The organism is Kitasatospora sp. NBC_01539, from assembly GCF_045040525.1.
Taxonomy (GTDB): Bacteria; Actinomycetota; Actinomycetes; order Streptomycetales; family Streptomycetaceae; genus Kitasatospora.
Genome location: NZ_CP109390.1, coordinates 9,139,064 through 9,155,884, shown reverse-complemented (window position 1 = coordinate 9,155,884; position 16,821 = coordinate 9,139,064). Strand labels below are relative to the sequence as shown.

General features: G+C 74.3%; 15 protein-coding genes and 1 pseudogene. 7 read left to right on the top strand and 9 right to left on the bottom strand.

All coding sequences use genetic code 11. The features are described 5' to 3' along the window. The first annotated feature begins 20 nt into the window (after window positions 1-20). The 3 genes from OG335_RS39625 (at window position 21) to OG335_RS39615 (ending at window position 4,629) form a co-directional block, all read left to right on the top strand. A complete protein-coding gene (locus tag OG335_RS39625) occupies window positions 21-1,505 on the top strand; it encodes a pectinesterase family protein (RefSeq protein ID WP_405009003.1) in 1,485 nt (494 codons plus the stop codon). Window positions 1,506-1,563: 58 nt separating this feature from the next. Then, window positions 1,564-3,018, top strand: coding sequence for an RICIN domain-containing protein (locus OG335_RS39620; protein ID WP_405009004.1), 1,455 nt, complete (start codon window positions 1,564-1,566; stop codon window positions 3,016-3,018). Between the two features lie 285 nt (window positions 3,019-3,303). Next, the gene (locus OG335_RS39615) at window positions 3,304-4,629 is read left to right on the top strand and encodes an MFS transporter (RefSeq protein WP_405009005.1); all 1,326 of its coding nucleotides are present in this window, start codon (window positions 3,304-3,306) and stop codon (window positions 4,627-4,629) included. Window positions 4,630-4,657: 28 nt separating this feature from the next. On the opposite strand, the gene OG335_RS39610 is transcribed toward OG335_RS39615, so the two are convergent. After that, on the bottom strand, window positions 4,658-5,473 hold the full coding sequence (locus OG335_RS39610; protein WP_405009006.1) for a class I SAM-dependent methyltransferase: 816 nt from the start codon (window positions 5,471-5,473) through the stop codon (window positions 4,658-4,660). Between the two features lie 721 nt (window positions 5,474-6,194). After that, window positions 6,195-6,356, bottom strand: coding sequence for a hypothetical protein (locus OG335_RS39605; RefSeq protein ID WP_405009007.1), 162 nt, complete (start codon window positions 6,354-6,356; stop codon window positions 6,195-6,197). Window positions 6,357-6,572: 216 nt separating this feature from the next. On the opposite strand from OG335_RS39605, the gene OG335_RS39600 reads away from it, so the two are divergent. After that, complete coding sequence (locus OG335_RS39600) at window positions 6,573-7,520, top strand: sugar ABC transporter substrate-binding protein (protein WP_405009008.1); 948 nt, start codon at window positions 6,573-6,575, stop codon at window positions 7,518-7,520. Between the two features lie 39 nt (window positions 7,521-7,559). Here the strand turns inward: OG335_RS39600 and OG335_RS39595 are convergent, their stop codons facing one another. The 4 genes from OG335_RS39595 to pnuC all read right to left on the bottom strand — a co-directional run bounded on the left by OG335_RS39595 (window position 7,560) and on the right by pnuC (window position 11,744). Then, window positions 7,560-8,204, bottom strand: coding sequence for a hypothetical protein (locus OG335_RS39595; protein WP_405009009.1), 645 nt, complete (start codon window positions 8,202-8,204; stop codon window positions 7,560-7,562). Between the two features lie 172 nt (window positions 8,205-8,376). Next, window positions 8,377-9,759, bottom strand: coding sequence for a pectate lyase (locus OG335_RS39590; RefSeq protein WP_405009010.1), 1,383 nt, complete (start codon window positions 9,757-9,759; stop codon window positions 8,377-8,379). Between the two features lie 213 nt (window positions 9,760-9,972). Next, window positions 9,973-11,085, bottom strand: a complete 1,113-nt coding sequence (locus OG335_RS39585) for an AAA family ATPase (protein WP_405009011.1) — start codon at window positions 11,083-11,085, stop codon at window positions 9,973-9,975. Continuing rightward, window positions 11,082-11,744 carry a nicotinamide riboside transporter PnuC gene (gene pnuC, locus OG335_RS39580; RefSeq protein WP_405009012.1) on the bottom strand — a complete coding sequence of 221 codons (663 nt, stop codon included), beginning with the start codon at window positions 11,742-11,744 and terminating at the stop codon, window positions 11,082-11,084. Before pnuC ends, OG335_RS39585 begins: the two co-directional genes overlap by 4 nt. Before the next feature lie 240 nt (window positions 11,745-11,984). Between pnuC and OG335_RS39575 the strand changes: the two genes are divergently transcribed. Both OG335_RS39575 and OG335_RS39570 read left to right on the top strand, forming a co-directional pair. After that, a complete protein-coding gene (locus OG335_RS39575) occupies window positions 11,985-12,233 on the top strand; it encodes a hypothetical protein (protein WP_405009013.1) in 249 nt (82 codons plus the stop codon). Further along, a complete protein-coding gene (locus OG335_RS39570) occupies window positions 12,230-12,601 on the top strand; it encodes a fic family toxin-antitoxin system, toxin component (protein ID WP_405009014.1) in 372 nt (123 codons plus the stop codon). Before OG335_RS39575 ends, OG335_RS39570 begins: the two co-directional genes overlap by 4 nt. 86 nt (window positions 12,602-12,687) lie before the next feature. Here the strand turns inward: OG335_RS39570 and OG335_RS39565 are convergent. The 3 genes and pseudogenes from OG335_RS39565 to OG335_RS39555 all read right to left on the bottom strand — a co-directional run. After that, a pseudogene (locus OG335_RS39565) lies at window positions 12,688-13,030 on the bottom strand (arginine deiminase family protein); the annotation flags it as partial. 24 nt (window positions 13,031-13,054) lie between these two features. Continuing rightward, window positions 13,055-13,480 (bottom strand): ATP-binding protein, encoded by a 426-nt coding sequence (locus tag OG335_RS39560; protein WP_405009015.1) that lies wholly within the window; start codon window positions 13,478-13,480, stop codon window positions 13,055-13,057. 264 nt (window positions 13,481-13,744) lie between these two features. After that, on the bottom strand, window positions 13,745-14,446 hold the full coding sequence (locus OG335_RS39555; RefSeq protein ID WP_405009016.1) for a response regulator: 702 nt from the start codon (window positions 14,444-14,446) through the stop codon (window positions 13,745-13,747). Between the two features lie 204 nt (window positions 14,447-14,650). Between OG335_RS39555 and OG335_RS39550 the strand changes: the two genes are divergently transcribed. After that, the gene (locus tag OG335_RS39550) at window positions 14,651-15,784 is read left to right on the top strand and encodes a sensor histidine kinase (protein ID WP_405009017.1); all 1,134 of its coding nucleotides are present in this window, start codon (window positions 14,651-14,653) and stop codon (window positions 15,782-15,784) included. Window positions 15,785-16,821 lie beyond the last annotated feature (1,037 nt).

Below are 16,821 nucleotides of genomic sequence, written 5' to 3'. Positions count from 1 at the left end.
CCCACCCGAGAGGAGCACCTGTGTCCGGAACCACCACCGACCGGGTCCCCACCCAGGCGCGTCCGCGCCACGGCCTCGTCCGCCGCCGGCCGCTGACCCTGCTCGCAGCCCTGCTGCCGGCGGTCGGCGGCGTCGTGCTCGGCGTCGGCGCCCAGCACGCCGGGGCCGCCACGCTGCCCGCCGCCGGCACCTACCAGCTCGCCGTCACCAAGAGCGGCAAGTGCATCGACGTCCCCGCCGCCTCCACCGCCAACGGCGCCCTCCTCCAGCAGTGGAACTGCACCGCCAACTCCGACTGGCAGCAGTTCACCCTCACCCCCGTCAGCTCCGGCCGCTACCAACTCGTCAACGTCCACAGCAAGAAGTGCATCGACGTCCCCAACGCCTCCACCACCAGCGGCACCCAGCTCCAGCAGTGGGGCTGCGTCAGCAGCCAGACCAACCAGCTCTGGACCCTCACCCCCAGCGGCACCAACACCTTCCAGATCATCAACGCCGGCAACGGCCTCTGCATCAGCGACCAGAACGCCTCCACCACCAACGGCACCGCGATCATCCAGGAAACCTGCACCGCCAACACCAACAAGCAGTGGGCCTTCAAGCCGGTCGGCACGACCGGCCCGGCCACGGTCGCCCAGGACGGCACCGGCACGTACACGACCGTGCAGGCGGCGGTCGACGCGGTCGGCACCGGCAACGCGAGCCGGGTCGTCATCACCATCAAGCCGGGCACGTACCGGGAGAAGGTGACCGTCCCGTCGAACAAGCCGTACGTCACGCTGCAGGGCCTCGGCGGGGCGCCCGGCGACGTGGTGATCGTCAACAACCGCAACGCCGGCACGTACGGCACCTCGGGCAGTGCCACCGTCGTCGCCCAGGGGCACGACTTCACCGCGACCAACCTGACGCTGAGCAACGACTTCGACGAGAACAGCTCCGACACCGGCGACCAGGCGCTGGCGCTGTACCTCGACTCGGACCGCGCGCTCCTGAACAACGTGCGGCTGCTCGGCGACCAGGACACCTTCCTGGTCAACGAGAGCGCGCGGGTGTACGCCGTGAACTCCTACATCGAGGGCACGGTGGACTTCATCTACGGCGGCGGCGTCGCCGTCTTCGACAACTGCCGGATCTACGAGAAGCGGACCACCGGCGGCCCGATCACGGCGGCGAGCACCCCGGCGGCCCGCGCGTACGGCTTCCTGTTCTACAAGTCGGCCGTCACCGGGGCGACCGCCAACACCACCCAGCTCGGCCGGCCGTGGCGGCAGGACGCCCAGGTCGTGTACCGGGAGTCGTCGCTCTCCAACACCATCGCCACCGCGCAGCCGTGGACCAACATGTCGACCAGCACGTGGCAGAACGCCCGGTACTTCGAGTACAAGAACACCGGCGCCGGTGCCGGGACGAACAGCAACCGCCCGCAGCTCACGGACGCTCAGGCGGCGACGTACACGCCGCAGAAGTACCTGGCCGGCAGCGACGGGTGGAACCCGGTCGGCTGACGCCGCACCACCGCAGCCACACGTGCCCGACCGTCCCCCACCCACCGGAAGGATCATCATGACCAGAAGGAAGCACCGCGCACACCGGCCGCTGAGTCTGCTGGCAGCACTGCTGCTCGCCGTCTGCGGCGCCGTGTTCGGCCTCAACACCACACCCGCCGGGGCCGCCACGCTGCCCGCCGCCGGCACCTACCAACTCGCCGTCACCAAGAGCGGCAAGTGCATCGACGTCCCCGCCGCCTCCACCGCCAACGGCGCCCTCCTCCAGCAGTGGAACTGCACCGCCAACTCCGACTGGCAGCAGTTCACCCTCACCCCCGTCAGCTCCGGCCGCTACCAACTCGTCAACGTCCACAGCAAGAAGTGCATCGACGTCCCCAACGCCTCCACCACCAGCGGCACCCAGCTCCAGCAGTGGGGCTGCGTCAGCAGCCAGACCAACCAGCTCTGGACCCTCACCCCCAGCGGCACCAACACCTTCCAGATCATCAACGCCGGCAACGGCCTCTGCATCAGCGACCAGAACGCCTCCACCACCAACGGCACCGCGATCATCCAGGAAACCTGCACCGCCAACACCAACAAGCAGTGGGCCTTCAACCCCGTTGCGGGCCGCACCTGGTCCGACACGGCGGACGGCTTCGCCTCCACCGGCGGCGGCACCACCGGCGGCGCCGCGGGCAGCACCGTGACCGTCACGACCTTCGCCGACCTGGTCAGGTACGCCACCTCGGACAGCGCTTACGTGATCAAGGTCGCCGCCGCGCTCACCGTCACGCCGTACGGCCACGAGATCCCCGTGAAGTCGAACAAGACCATCGTCGGCGTCGGCACCTCGGGCCAGATCGTCAACGGCGGGTTCTTCCTCGGCACCGGCGTCCACAACGTGATCATCCGCAACCTGACCATCCGGGACACCCGGATGACCGACGACGACCCGGACGACAAGGTCTACGACTACGACGGCATCCAGATGGACACCGCCGACCACGTCTGGATCGACCACAACCGGATCGAGCGGATGAACGACGGCCTGATCGACAGCCGCAAGGACACCAGCTACCTCACCGTCTCCTGGAACGTCCTCGGCGAGGTCAACAAGGCCTTCGGCATCGGCTGGACGGACAACGTCACCGCCCGCATGACGATCCACCACAACTGGATCCACGACACCAACCAGCGCAACCCCAGCGTCGACAACGTCGCGCTGGCCCACCTCTACAACAACTACCTGCAGAACATCACCTCGTACGGCAACCTGTCGCGCGGGGCGTCGAAGACCGTCATCGAGAACAGCTACTTCGACAACGTCGCCAACCCGTACAACATCGACACCACGGCCGCCTCGCTGACACAGTCCGGCAGCATCGTGGTCAACAGCACCGGCAAGCAGGTGACGAACGGCACGACGTTCACGCCCGGCTCGTACTACAGCTACACGCTGGACGCGGCGAAGGACGTGCCGGCGCTGCTCGCCCAGTACGCCGGACCGCAGGGCGGCATCGGGGGCTGACCCGGCGGCACGGTCCCCGGTCCCGTCGGGGGACGGGCCGGAGGAGCCGACCGGGCCCGGTGATCAGCGGGCCCGGTCGGCAGCCCCGCGGGCGGCGCCCGCGCCGTCGTGTCGGCGTGGCGGCGTGGCCGCCGTGCGGTCGTGCCGCAGTGCGGTCGTGCGGTCGTGTCGGGAGGCCCGCGTGTCGGCGTACCGTCGGGCCGTCGAGAACCGGCCGCACCGCGGCGGCGTGTTGATGCTCAGCGGCACCGTCCGGGCCGTGGGTCGGGGAACGGAGCCGGGGCTGTGACGGAAGTGGCGAAGGCCGTGCAGGAGGCCGGGGCGGAGACGGGCCGTCCGGGCCTGTGGCGTCAGCGGGACTTCCTGCTGCTCTGGAGCGGCCAGACCGTCAGCGAGATGGGCTCGGCGGTCACCCAGGTGGCCCTGCCGCTGCTCGCGGTCGTCTCGCTGCGGGAGAGCACGTTCCAGGTGGGGCTGCTGACCGCGGCCACCACGCTGGCCTTCGCGGTGATCGCCCTGCCGGCCGGGGCGATGGTGGACGGCCGTGAGAAGCGCTCCGTCATGATCGTCTGCAACCTCCTGCGCCTGGTGATCATCGGCTCGGTCCCGGTGGCGGCGGCGTTCGGCGTCCTGACGATGGCGCAGCTGTACGTGGTCGCGGTGGCGGCGGGTGTGTGCTCGGTGTTCTTCGACGTCTCGTACCAGAGTTACGTGCCGTCGCTGGTGCGCAGCGACGACCTGATGAGCGCCAACGGCAAGCTCGGCACCACGCAGGCGTTCGCGGAGCTCGGGGGGCCGAGCGTGGGCGGCGGGCTGGCCTGGCTGGTCGGCGCGGCGGGCGCGATGACGGCCGACGCGGTCTCCTACGCGGTCTCGGTGCTGTCGATCCTCGGGATCAGGACGCGGGAGGAGCCGCCGTCGGCGCGGCTCGCGGAGGAGACGCTGCGGCGCCGGATCGCCGAGGGGCTGACGTTCGTCTTCGGGCACGGCATCCTGCGCAGGGTGGTGGCGTGCACGGCCACCGCGAACCTGTTCAACGGCATGACGTCGGCGCTGGCGATGGTCTTCCTCGTCCGGGTGCTGCACGTGCGTCCCGCGCTGACCGGGCTGGTGCTGGCGGGTGCGGCCGTCGGCGGGATCGTCGGGGGCGTGTTCGCGGGCCGGCTCGTGAGGAGGATCGGTTCGGCGCGGATCATCTGGGTGTCGATGCTGGTGTTCGGCGCGCCGCAGGTCGTCGCGGCGGCCGCCTGGCAGGGCTGGGGGGTGCTGCTGTTCCCGCTGGGCTGGGGCGTCGCGGGCTTCTCGGGGATGGTGTACAACGTCGCGCAGCTCAGCTACCGGCAGTCGGTGACGCCGCCGGAGCTGATGGGCCGGATGAACGCGGCCGTGCGCTGGGTCGTGTGGGGCACGCTGCCGGTCGGCGGCGTGCTCGGCGGGGTGCTCGGCACGCTGGTCGGGGTGCGGCCGGCGCTCGCCCTGTCCTTCGCCGGTGCGTGGGCGGCCGGCTGGTTCGTGTTCTTCTCCCCGCTCCGCCGCCTGCGCGACGTTCCGCCGCCCGCACCCGCACCCGCACCCGCACCCGTACCTGCGGCTCCCGGTGTCGTGCGGTGACGGTCGGCGACGACCCCCCGGGGGCGGCTCAGGGGCGGCGTCCCCAGGCCGTGATCAGCCCCGGCGACAGGTCGTCCGCGGTGCCGGAGGCGAGGGCCTCCTGCGCGGCGGCGAACTGCGCGGCGTCGACGAGCCCGGTGGCGAGCATGGCCTCACGGGAGCGGGCCCAGGTGTCCAGCCAGAACGCGGCGATCGGGCTGCCCGCGGCCAGCGGGGGCACGTGGACCTCCGCGGCGACCCCGGTCAGGCCGGCCCCGCGCAGCAGCCGCGGGTAGCCGGGCGTCCAGTCGACGTCGGTGCCGATGGAGGTGCGCAGCGCCCGCCACATGGCGCGCATGGCCAGCCGGTAGGGGGAGTCCGGGGGTGCGGCGGTGGTCAGGTCGATCGCGTCGCCGAGGACGAGGTGGCCGCCGGGCACCAGCAGGTCGCGCAGGCGCGCGATGGTGCGCTGGGGGTCGGGGAGGTGCATGAGCACGAACCGCGCGTGGATCAGGTCGAAGCGGCCCGGGTCGAAACCGGGGTCCGTGACGTCGGCGGCGAGGGTGCGCAGCGCACCGCCCGCGTGCGGCTCCAGGAAGCGGACGTCGCGGTCGACCGCTAGGACGTCGCCGGCCCCGGCCTGTCCGGCCAGCCAGCGGGCCACCGTGCCGGTGCCGGCGCCGATGTCGAGGCAGCGCGTGTCCGGTCCGACGCCGACGGCCCGTAGCCGGGCCCGGGTGACGTGGTCGTACGCGAGCGAGCCGAGGTCGATGCGGTCGCCCTCGCCGGGTTTCCACGGCTCGAAGAGGGACTCCCCGTAGCCGCCGGTCCCGTCCGGTCCGGCCGCCGTGCGGTCTGCGGGCATGGCGTCCTCCTGTCCGTCCGCCTGTCCGTGCGTCGTCCGTCCGTCCTCCGCGGCCGCTGGGTGGTGCGCGTGGTTCGGGACGGACGTTCCGAGCGTATCGACGATCCCCCGGACCGGCGCCCTCGGCTCTGTCCGGCCGATCTCGGGCTGTGGGAGGATGCCGTCCATGACGTGCATCCGAAGGGGCCGTGCCTCGTAGAACACCGGCTTCACTTCGGCCGCGGGAACACGGCCGGGGCAGACCCTGGGTGCGGTATCGCGATGTCCCAGGTCTGTGGGGAGCGGCGAACGCCGCTGTGCGCGTGCTCGAACGGGAGCGGTTGTCTCCGGGCATCGTGGCGGTGGCGCTGAGCGTGTGGTCCGTGCGCGTCCACGGCACGAGGCGCCGGTGGAGGCAGTGGGAGGCGGAGTTCACCTGCGCCTGCTGCGGCGACAGTTGGGCCCGGGACAGGCTGCAGGATGCTCTGTTCATGCTTCCGCCGAGGGCCGCCGGCGAACTCCGGGTGCAGGTCGAGCGCCTGGACGCGGTGCTCCTCGGGCGAACGCATCACGAGCCGACGGAAGACCCGGAGTCGGCGTGGTGGCGTCGCAGATGCTGACCGTACCCGTGTCGCCCACTGGTTCGCTGCTTCCTGCGTGACCGGGCGGGGGGATCCGACAGGGGCGGAGTGGCGACGTCTGGAGCCGCTCCTGCCCGCGGGCGACAACCGCTGCGCCGCCCTCAGGCCGGGTCGGCGGGCGGAGCTGCGGACGGGCGGGCTTCGACTCGCATGACCGTCTCGGCGACGTGGTCGAGGATTTCGTCGCGCAGTTCGCCGGCGAGCGGGCCGTTCTCGTAGGCGGCCTTCGCCTCGCCGCTGCGGAACACCCGGACGTGCAGCATTATCTTGCGCCCGCGGACGGGTGAATTCCGTTCGGCTGGAGGTAGCTTCGGCAGCCTTCGAGCACCGCACGGCTGCCGGGGCACGGGCCTGCGGACACACGGCGGCCGCCCGCGGCCCCGCGTCGCGCTGCCCGTCAGCACCACGGCCCACCACCACCCGGGATCGCGGCCGCCGTCGCCGTCGCTCCCGCCCTCCTGCCAGAAAGGCCCGGCCCCATGCCTGCTTCCGTCCCCCCGCGGAGAGCACTCGCCGCCGCCGTCGCCGCCGCCGCCCTGGTGCTCGCCGGCTGCGCCTCCCGTCCGGAGAGCACCGGCTCCGGCCCGCTGGTCCTGGGCTTCGTCAACGGCGCCGACACGGAGTTCCACAGGTGTCTGCAGAAGGCCGTCGAGCAGACGGCGAAGGCGGAGGGCGTGCAGGTCGTCACGGCCAACTCCGCACAGAACCCGGCGACCGAGCAGACCAACGTCGAGGACATGATCGGGCGCGAGGTGGACGCGCTGATCGTGCAGACCGTGAGCTTCGACGGCCTGGTCGGTGACATCGCCGCCGCCGAGGACGCGCACGTGCCCATCTTCCTGACCTCGGTGGTGCCCGACGACACCACGGGAATCCTCGGCGCCGCCGTGGTCGACCTGCAGAAGGTCGGTGCCCTGGACGCCGGGTGGATCGGCACCGACGCCCACGGCCGGCAGGTGCAGGTCGCCGTGATCTCGGGTTCCCCGGGGGCCGCCTCCACCCTGCTGGTCAACGGTTTCATGGCGGCGCTCCCGTCCAACGCCAGGGTCGTCGCCAACAAGCGGGCGATGTTCAACCCCGCGACCGCCCGGGAGGTGGCCGCGGACATGATCAAGGCGTACCCCGGCCTCGGGTACGCGTTCGTCGCGAACGAGGGGATGGCCCTCGCCGCCCGCACGGCGTTCGACGCCGCCGGGGCGAAGAACGTCAGGATCGTCACCGTCAACGGCACCGACGCGGGCCTCGCCGCCGTGAAGGACGGCCGGCTGTCGGCCACCGTCTCCAACTCGGCGCTGTCCACCGGGCAGTTGGCCGTGCACCAGGTGCTCGACCTGCTGGCCGGGGAGAAGACCGAACCGATCGTGCAGAGCCCGGTACTGCTGGTCACCGAGAAGAACGTCGCGCAGGCCCCGCCCTACTGCCCCTGACGGGCGGTACCGCTCCCCGCCACCGCCGAGGGGAGGCCGTCAGGTGCCCGCCGCGCCGCCGCCCGGCCGGCCGCGTCGTGTCCAGCCCGGTTCGACGGCGGCCCATTCGGCCTCCCACGCGCGGTCGGCGGCCCGCTCGATCGACCTGCGGCGGAGCATGTACGCACCCGCCACCGCGCCCGCCATGCCGGTGAGCGCGGTGAGCCCGTACACGCCGGCGGCGAACTGCATCGCGGTGTGTCCGCGCGGCGCGGAGGCCCGGACGCCGGTGTCGTCGACCCAGATCGGGACGGCCGTGCCGGCCGGGGCGCCGCCGGGCACGCCGATCGGGCCGCTCTCCCGCTGTCCGGCGGGGTACTGCCAGACGGCCTGCGCCTGGGCGGGCCGGATACTCCGGCCGGGCGTGTCGACCGCGTCGGCGACCGTGGTCGCGGTCACCCGGTGCCGGTGCAGCGCCGTCTCGGCGGCCTCGGTGCGGATGCCGTTCAGGAGCACCACGGCGACCACCACGGCGGCCGCCAGCGAACCGGCCACGGCGACGAGCACGGCCAGCCGGAGCCGACTGCGCGCCAGATCGAACCGGCGGCAGAGCGGGTTGTGTTCCAGACCGACGGCCCGCCGGACGAAGTCCAGGGCCGAGACGTGCGGCAGCGGCCGCCCTCGCGGTGCGGACGGAGCCGACATGGCGCGCCTCCTCGGCCGGGCACCCGCGCCCGCCCACCGTCGCCGGCGGGGTGCCCCTCCATTCTATTCGGGCGTGGCGGCCCCGCCCGGGCCCGGCGGCGGGACGGTGGAGAGCCGCCCCGGCCGGGCCCGCGGAGAGCCGCGCCCCGGTCGCGCGGTGTACGGCGTGCGGTTACGGCCGGTAGGTGACGTCGGCCGCGGTGTAGAGGCAGGACGTGCCGTCGGGGCCGCTGCCGGACTCCTTGGGCTCACCGCTGGTGACACCGGTGAAGCGCTGGCAGACGGTGATCTTCTTGCTGGTGTCGCCCACGATGGTGAGGCGGGTGATCTTCGCGGTGTCGCCGAGGTTGGAGTTGATGCCGACGATCTTCTTGCCGGGCACGGTGGCCATGACGTTGTCGATGACGACGTGGCGGGCGTACTGCGTCTTGCAGTTGCCGCAGGAGCGGTAGAGCTTGCCGAAGTCATCGACCCGGAAGTTCTTGATGACCATCGTGCCGGGGCCGTTGTGCTGGAAGACCTTGTCGTCGGCGCCGCGTGCGCCACCGCCGTCGATGGTCATCACCTGGGAGGCCGAGGTGCCCTTGAAGGTGGCGGCGTCCTCGCCGACGTTCTCCCACCAGACGTTCTTGAGGGTGCAGGTGCCGCCGCAGTGCACACCGTCGGCTGCCGGGTCGCCGAGCACGACGTTCTGCAGCACGGCGCCGTCGGCGAGTTCGAACAGGGCGGGCTGGCTCTCGGACTGGTCGCCGCTGCCGAGCGCGCCCTTGCCGACGTAGCGCTTGCCGCCGCCGTCGAAGACGCCCGTCACCTTCTGGGTGGCGGTCAGCGGAACGTCCACCGTCGGCGTCGGCCAGGCCGAAATCGATCCGGTCGCGGTCGCGGTGGCCGATGCGGTGGCGGTGGGCTTCGCCGTCGCCGTCGCCGTGGCGGTCGGCTTGGCGGACGTGCTCGGCGTCGCGGACGCGGTGGCCGTGGCGGTGCCGCTCGCGGTCGGTGCGGCGGTCGCGGCGGCGGCCTTGAGCGCCCAGCGCTTGGCCGGGGCGGAGTCGCAGGAGTTCTGCTGCACCGGCGTGCCGGGCGCGGCCGAACCGTCCTTGACGGCCAGGCACTTGCCGCTGCCGCCGTTGACGAGGCGGTAGCCGCCGTCGACGGCGGTGAAGGTCCACGTCTGCGCGGGTGCGCCGGTGGTGCACGCCTCCTGCTGCACCGCGGCACCCGCGCCGGTCTTTCCGTCGCGCACGGCCGCGCACTTGCCGCTGTGCGCGGCCACCAGCGTGAAGCCGCTGCCCGCGGCGGTGAGCCGCCAGGTCTGCCCCGCGCCGCCGCACGCGTGCTGGGCGAGTTGGACACCGTCCGCGCTGCTGCTCCCCGGCACGTCCAGACACAGGCCGCCGACGGCGTTGACGAGGGTGTAGGTGCCCGCGACCGGGGTGGGCGCGGCCGCGTCCGCGCTCGCCCAGATGCCGCCCGCCACGCCGGCCGCCGCCAGGGCCGCCGCACTGCCCAGGGCCACGATCCGGCCGCGCTTGGGGCGTATGGCTCGCTTGCTCACGTCTCACAGTTCCTTACCGCTGCAGGGACAGGGAGCGGGGCCGCCCGGAAATGCCGGGGCCCGCCCGAGCGCGCGGCCTGCGGGATGACGACCCGTCGGCCCCGTGCTCGTCCCCTGGTCGCCGCCCGGCGGAGGAAGGTTGCCGCGGTCGCGGAAATTTCTTTTCCCGGGCCCGGGACCGCCGTGCGGGGGCGCGCCCGGACCGACGGAAGGTCAGCCCAGCGGATCGGCCAGACCCCAGCCCCGGGCCAGCAAGGTGTCGACCTCGGCGAGTGCGGCGGCCAGCCGGGCGGCCCGGTCGCCGCGCAGTTCGCGCCAGGGTGTGCCCGAGGCGGCGAGCACCTCGCGGAACCGGCCGGTCATCCACGGCCTCAGGTGCTCGCCGTCGCGCAGGCCGTCGTCGGCGAACGCGACGTCCTCGTGCGAGGTCAGCAGGTAGAGGGCGCGGGGCGGCACGGCGGCGGCCAGCCGGTGCACCGGCCCGGTGGCCCGGCCGGTGTAGCGCTCCTGCCAGACCGTGGTGGCGAGGGTGTCGGTGTCGCACACCAGCACCGGCCCGCCGTCGCGGGCGGCGCGGTCCTCGGCCTCGTTCTGGCACCGGCCGACGGCGGTGAAGTCGGCGTCCGTCCAGTCGAGGTCGTGGACGGTGGGCGGGGGCCCGTCCGGTGCGGCCAGGCCGCGGGCCACCGCGAGCTTGGCGACCGTCAGTTCGCGGCCGTACTCGGGCACCCAGCGGGTACGGGCGTGCGGGCCGCCGCGTCCGCGCAGGGCGGCGGCGAGGTCCCGGGCGAGCGTGGTGGTGCCGGTCGACTCCGCGCCGAGCACGACGACGCGACGGGCCAGACCGCCGCGCACGGGCGGTTCGAGCTCGTCCCAGTACGCGACCGGGTCGGCCCGCACCTTGGTGCCGGAGACGGCGAACGTGTCGCGGCCGGTGTCGAGCAGCACCGGGGTGGCGCCGAAGCGGCGGGCCAGTTCGGCGCCGTACGGCTCGGAGCTGAAGGCGGCGTCGACCGGCGGGGCGGGCGGGCCCGCGGCGACGGCCTCGCGCATCAGCGCGACGTGCCCGGCCCAGGCGTCCTCGCTGTCGTAGTCGACGGGGAGGTCGTCCGCGATCCCGACGACGGCGACGTGCGGCTCGGCCGACCAGCGCTCGCGTATCCAGGCGACGCGGTCCGCGAGCGGGACGGACTCCTGCGAGGAGGCCATCACGACGACCGTCACCCGCCGGCAGGCGTCCGCGGCGGCGCGGATCAGGAAGTGGTGGCCGGAGTGCGGCGGGTAGAACTTGCCGATCACCAGGCCGTGCGCGAAGGCGCCGCTCATGCGGGCACCCCCACGGGTGCCGCCGGGCGGTCGGCGGCCGTCTCGCGCCACCAGGCACGCAGTCCGACCAGGCACATGCCCAGGAACAGCGTGTAGACGACGGCGGTCAGTTGCAGCCCCTTGGCGGCGTACAGCGGGATGTAGACGAGGTCGGCGGCGATCCAGAAGTACCAGGTCTCCACCTGCTTCGCGTTGAGCAGCCACTGCGCGGCGAGCGAGAGGGCGGTGGTGAGGGCGTCCCAGAACGGCGCGCTGTCGTGCGCCCGGGTGAGCAGCAGGGTGAGTCCGGCGGTCACCGGCACCATGAGGGCGAGCAGGACGAGCAGGGTGCGGGTCGGGGCGCGGCGGACGGGCCGGGCCGTCAGCCGGTCGCGGCCGCGTGCCCAGCGCAGCCAGCCGTGCGCGGCGAGCAGGAGGAAGACGACCTGGAGGGCGGCGTCGGCGTAGAGGCGGGCGCTCCAGAAGAGGACGAGGAAGAAGACGTTGTTGGCGATCCCGACGGGGAAGTTCCAGGCGGTGGCACGGACGCAGAGCCAGACGCAGACGGCGCCGGTGGCGAAGCCGAGGAGTTCGGCCCAGGTGACGGCGTCGTTGCCGAGCAGGAACAGCTGGTGGTTGAGCGGCTCGACGAGCCCGCTGAGTGTGTCGGCGATGGACACGTGGTCCCCCTTCGCGATTTGTGTCAGAGTGACGATAATCGGCGGAAGGGAGCGGCGCAATGGCGTTGAGCTGTGGATTTCCCGCCGCACGGCAGCTCGGGGCACGGCCGGCGGGCCGCACCCGCCCGGGCCCGACCGGCGGCGCCGCCCGCCGCGCGCCGGGGCCACCGGCCCGCGGCCGCCGCACCACTGCGGCAGACGCGGTTGTAGGCCCGAATACCGGCCGCTACGCTGCTGCGCATGAAGCAGCTGAACGTCAGGCTCGACGACGACGCCCACGAGGCGCTCGCGCAGCGCGCCGAAGCGGCGGGGATGACCCTGCCCGACTACGCCCGCTCGGTACTCGCCGAGGAGGCCGACGAACGCCGGCACCGCTTCCTGACCGCCGCCGCGCACTTCTCGCAGGCGTGGGGCCCCGCCTTCGAGGAGGAGTTCGGCCCGTACGCGGCGCGCACCACCACCCGCGCCCAGCGGGACACCGCCGCGTGATCCTCCACATCGACCGGGCCTGGCTCCTCGACATCGCCCACGAGTTCCTGCCGCACGACCCCGACGTCACCGACTACGGCTCGCTGGCCGCGGCGGTCGCCCGGCACGCCGACGCGGTCATGGAGGTGCCCGTCTACGGCGCCCCGCACCAGCGGGCCGCCGCCCTCATGCACCAGCTCGTCCGGGTGCCGGCACTCGACCACGGCAACGAGCACTTCGCGGCCGTGGTCGCCGCCTCCTACCTCGCCGCCAGCGGCGAGATCGTCACCGCGGAACCCAAGGCCGCGGTCGAGCTGGCCCGCCGCATCCGCGACGAGGCGCTCGACGTGCGCAGCACGGCCGTCGCGATCCGCGGCTGGCACCGCTGAGCCCGGGGCGCACGGCGCCCCGCGGCGGCACCGCTCTTCCCGGGCCCCGGGCGGGCGGGACCGGATCGCCGCGCCCGTCCCGCGGGTGGGGCGGTCAGTAGTCCACGGTTGCCGCTGTCCCGCTGCCGGCGTTCGGAGGCGTACACCTCGCCGCCGGTGGCGATCACGCGCAGCGCGGGCAGTCCGAGGGCCCGGGCGACGACGTCGGTGAAGGCGCGTGAGCCCTCGTCGGTGATCTCGACGCCGGGCGCACGGGCGCGCAGTCGCACGGTCACCCGGACGGAGCGAGAAGGTGCGGACCGCGTCCATGATCGTCGGGTAGCGGGTGACGATGTCGCGGTCGGCGAAGGTGAACACCGTGTCGAGGTGCATCCCGGAGCCGAGCTCGGGCATGCCCGCCACGATCACGTGCTCGGCGGCGCCCCGGGCGCGGGCTCCGCGCGGAGGGCCGGGTCAGGGCGGCAGCGGCGCCGAGGCCGTGGGGACGAGATGGAACCAGACCCACTTGCCCTCCCCCACCGCGAGGCACCCCCAGTCCTCGCTCAGCGTCCGGATCAGTGCCATGCCGCGGCCGGACTCGGCCAGCCCCTCGGCCGGCACGTGCCGCTGCACCGGACGCGCCGGCTCGGCGTCGAACACCGCGGCGAAGAGCCCGCCGGTCCGCTCGTCGCGGGCGAGCACCACCTGGAGGTGCGTACCGGAGGCGTGCTCGATGGCGTTGGCGACGGCCTCGGTGACCAGCAGGTGGCCGCGGTCCGCGAGGTCCTGGTCCTCCAGGTCCATGGCGCTCACCACGCGCCGGGCCTGCCCGGCGGCCTTGGGGTGGCGCGGCAGCGTGAGGTCCGCGGCGAAGTCGGAGCGGGGTTCGGTCATCAGCATGGGGATTCCTTCCACGGTGGCGGCGCCGCATCGACGGCGTGGCGGATGGCGGGTGCCGGGCCCGGGCCGGTGCGGCCGGGAGCCGGGAGCACGCGGGGCGGGCAGGCACGGGCGGGTGGTGCTGCCCGTGCCGCTGCCCCCACGCTACGGAGCGCCTCGCACCGGACGTATCGGCCGCGCAGCCATCGCGCACCGGCCGAAAGGACGAGTCCCGCCGTCCCCCTCCCCGCTCCCCGCTCCCCGCTCCCCGCTCCCCGGCGCCCGCTACCCGGGCTCGTGCTGCTCAGGCTCGGGCTCGTCGGGCTCGTCGGGCTCGTCCGGCAGGCCGCTCGCCCAGGCCCAGGCCGCGATCTCCACGCGGTTCCGCGCCCGGAGCTTGGCCTGGACGTTCGCGAGGTGCGACTTCACGGTGGAGAGCGACACGAAGAGGTCCGCCGCGATCTCGGCGTTCGTCCGTCCGTGCGCCAGGCGCCGCACCACGTCGCGCTCGCGCCCGGTGAGCGGCTCGGACGGCTCCCGCGGCCCGGCCCGCCGCGCCGCGGGCCGCAGCTCGCGCAGCAGCCGTACGGTGATGGCCGGGGAGATCAGGGCGTCCCCCGCGGCGGCCGCGCGGACCGCCTCGACGAGCATCGCCGCGCTGGCGTCCTTGAGCAGGAAACCGCCGGCGCCGTCACGCAGCGCGGCGGCGACGTACGCGTCCAGGTCGAAGGTGGTGACGATGACGATCCGCGGGGTGTGCCCGCGTCCCGGCGCGTTCAGCCGGCGGGTCACCTCCAGCCCGTCGACCCCGGGCATGCGGATGTCGAGGAGCAGCACGTCGGGCCGGAGGCGTTCGGCCGCCTCCAGCGCGGCGACGCCGTCGGCCACGTCGGCGAGGACCTCGATGTCGTCCTGGCTGTCGAGGATCATCCGGAAGCCGGCCCGCACCATCTCCTGGTCGTCCGCGATCACCACCGAGATCGCCATGGCCGCCGCTCCTTCCCCGCCGCCGGCGCTCCCGCAGGTCCGGCACAGGCCTCTTCATCGCAACGGACGGCCTGCCGGCCCGCAACCCCGGGCCGCGGGGGCAGGGGGTGCGGACCGGCGGTTGCGGGGCCGGTGGGCGCCCCGTCCCATGGGAGGGCCGGTCCGTGCGCGACCGGGCGCGGACCGGGACGGAGGAGGGCCACGATGACGCCGTGGAGACGCCCGCGGGCCGGGGCCGCCGCCCGGACCGCCGCCGCCGCGCTGCTGGTGACCCTGGTCAGTCTGGAGGGGGCGCTGCTGGCCGGCCAGCCGACCGGGCCGCACGTGCTCGTGTGGGTCTGCGGCGTCCTGGTGTGCTGCTGCGCGATCCCCCTCGCCCGGGTGCCGCTGACCGTACGGGCCGGCGCGGCCGCGGCGCTGTCGTGGTCGGTGACGCTGACCCTGCTGCTGTGGGACCCGCCGCTGTCGGTGTGGGGCGCGGGCGAGGCCGCCGCGCTGCTGGTGCTGCTGGCCGAGGTGCTGCGCGCGGCCCCGCCCCGCACCGCGGCGCTGCTGGGTGCGGCCCTGGGGGCCGGTGCGGTGGGCGTACCGCTGCGCGACGAGGACCCCGGACCGTTCACGCTGGTCTTCGCCGTCCTGACGGCGGCGGTCACCGCCGCGTGCCTGCTGCTGCGCGCGCAGGACGGCAAGCGGCTGCGTGACCTGGCCGCCGTGCGCGAGGCGGAGCGCAGGGAGCTGGCGAGGGAACTGCACGACCTCGTCGCGCACCACGTCACCGGCATCGCGGTGCAGGCGCGGGCCGCACGGTTCGTGAGCGCCGACGCCGGGCAGGCGCAGGCCGCGCTGGCCGGGATCGAGGCCGCGGCCGACCGGGCCCTGGCCTCGATGCGGCGGCTGGTGGGGCTGCTGCGCGAGCAGGGCGCGCCGACCGCGCCCGTCGCGGGGCTGGCCGAGGTGCGGGCGCTGGCGGACGCGTTCGCACGCACCGGCCCGCCCGTCCGGCTGCGGATCTCGCCCGACCTGCCGGATCCGCTCTCCCCCGAGCTCGCGGCGGCGGTGCACCGCATCGTCCGGGAGTCCCTGACCAACGTGCGCAAGCACGCGGCCGGAGCGACCTCGGTGTCCGTGGCCGTGGAGGCCCGCGCGGGTGCGCTGGAGGTCACCGTGACCGACGACGGCGCGGACGCGGCGGCGCCTCCGACGGAGGCCGGTGCCGGCGGCGGCTTCGGCCTGGTCGGTCTCGCCGAACGCGCGACCGTCCTCGGTGGCACCCTCACGGCCGGTCCCCTTCCGGAGGGCGGCTGGCAGGTCACCGCGCGTCTGCCACCGGCCGCCTGACCGGGCCGGGCCCCGCGCTGCTCCGGGTCCCGGGCCGGACGGCGGGTGGTGCCGGGCCGGACGGCGAGTGGTGCCGGGCCCCGCGCTGCTCCGGGTCCCGGGCCGGACGGCGAGTGGTGCCGGGCCCCGCGCTGCTCCGGGTCCCGGGCCGGACGGCGAGTGGTGCCGGGCCGCGCGGTTCAGATCCGGCGGGACGCCGGCGAGAAGAGTCCGACGAGGGCCACGGCCGCCACGGCCATGCCGAGGCCGGCGGCGAAGACCACGACCGCCAGGGAGACAACCGCCACGAGCACCATGGATCCGACCTCCTGTCGCCGGCGCCGACCGAGTGGCAGGCGTCCCGTTCGGGTCGCCGTCTGCCCGCGCCGGTGCGGGCCACACGCAGCGGGTGGCCCGCGCCCGGGCCGCGCACGCGGGGGGCGTCCCTGCGCCGTCCCCGTCCGCCCCGCCCGACCGGGCTGAAACGAACATCGCCGTAGACAACTTGTCACAGACCGATCAAATCTGACGTTTCGTCACCTCGGCTGCGCGGGGCGTACCCCGGGCGGCCCCATTGCGCCGGAGCGACCTGGCCGACCACGCGCCCGCGCGGCGCGGACGGCGGTGAGGCCCCGACCGAACCCGGCCCCCCGGGGCCCGGGACCAGGCCCGGAAGGCATCGCGCGGCTGGTCACCGGTCGCGCCCGGGGTGCGCGGAGTCCCCCGGAGCACCGCGCACGAACAGGGCGTGACGGCACCGCACACGTGCGCCCGGGCCGCGCCCTGCCCGGTGGACGACGGCCGAACCTAGCGTTCACCTCGGCGGAAACCGGACCGGCCCGGAGCACGAACGGCCGGCGGCCCGCCCACGGACCCACCCCTACGGCCACGTTGCGGGGCTCCACCGCCCCCGGGGAACGCGCCGCCGGCCCGGCACCCCAGCACCCGCCCACCTCGGACACACCTGCCTGCACGGCGCCGGACGTCTCCGGTGCCGGCGCCGCGATGCGCCGGGCACGGCACCCGATCCGCCACCCCACGCGACCTCTGGAGGGTCC

What these genes read in the sequence shown, in the direction of transcription:
- OG335_RS39620 (WP_405009004.1), top strand. Translation starts at nt 1,564, where the DNA reads ATGACCAGAAGGAAGCACCGCGCACACCGGCCGCTGAGTCTGCTGGCA.
- OG335_RS39610 (WP_405009006.1), bottom strand. Translation starts at nt 5,473, where the DNA reads ATGCCCGCAGACCGCACGGCGGCCGGACCGGACGGGACCGGCGGCTAC.
- OG335_RS39605 (WP_405009007.1), bottom strand. Translation starts at nt 6,356, where the DNA reads ATGCTGCACGTCCGGGTGTTCCGCAGCGGCGAGGCGAAGGCCGCCTAC.
- OG335_RS39600 (WP_405009008.1), top strand. Translation starts at nt 6,573, where the DNA reads ATGCCTGCTTCCGTCCCCCCGCGGAGAGCACTCGCCGCCGCCGTCGCC.
- OG335_RS39595 (WP_405009009.1), bottom strand. Translation starts at nt 8,204, where the DNA reads ATGTCGGCTCCGTCCGCACCGCGAGGGCGGCCGCTGCCGCACGTCTCG.
- OG335_RS39585 (WP_405009011.1), bottom strand. Translation starts at nt 11,085, where the DNA reads ATGAGCGGCGCCTTCGCGCACGGCCTGGTGATCGGCAAGTTCTACCCG.
- OG335_RS39575 (WP_405009013.1), top strand. Translation starts at nt 11,985, where the DNA reads ATGAAGCAGCTGAACGTCAGGCTCGACGACGACGCCCACGAGGCGCTC.
- OG335_RS39560 (WP_405009015.1), bottom strand. Translation starts at nt 13,480, where the DNA reads ATGCTGATGACCGAACCCCGCTCCGACTTCGCCGCGGACCTCACGCTG.
- OG335_RS39555 (WP_405009016.1), bottom strand. Translation starts at nt 14,446, where the DNA reads ATGGCGATCTCGGTGGTGATCGCGGACGACCAGGAGATGGTGCGGGCC.
- OG335_RS39550 (WP_405009017.1), top strand. Translation starts at nt 14,651, where the DNA reads ATGACGCCGTGGAGACGCCCGCGGGCCGGGGCCGCCGCCCGGACCGCC.